This is a genomic window from Rhizobium sp. SVR5-9E (assembly GCF_056755095.1).
In genome coordinates, this window is the sequence record NZ_JBNDHS010000311.1 from 1 (window position 1) to 324 (window position 324).

The 324-nt window shown below is 58.3% G+C and carries 1 protein-coding gene; it reads left to right on the plus strand.

Going from position 1 to position 324, the window contains the following annotated elements:
- Positions 1-324, plus strand: a 324-nt coding sequence (locus tag ACPYOJ_RS34950; RefSeq protein ID WP_481420321.1) for an MATE family efflux transporter, incomplete at both ends; no start/stop codon positions are given.

Here is a 324-nt window from a genome sequence, read left to right on the forward strand (position 1 = left end):
GACCATTCGCGTGGGCTTTCGTCTGGGGCAAGGTTCGACGCTGGATGCGCAAACGGCGGCCCGCACGGGGCTTGGCGTCGGTGTCTGTATGGCCATCTGTACGGCACTGTTTACCATCACGCTGCGTGAGCAAATTGCCCTGCTTTACAACGACAACCCGGAAGTGGTGGCCCTGGCCTCCCATCTGATGCTGCTTGCCTGGGTGTACCAGATCTCCGATTCCATACAGGTGAGTGGCAGCGGCGTACTGCGTGGGTATAAAGATACGCGTTCGATCTTCTTTATCACCTTCATCGCTTACTGGGTGCTGGGTCTGCCGTGTGC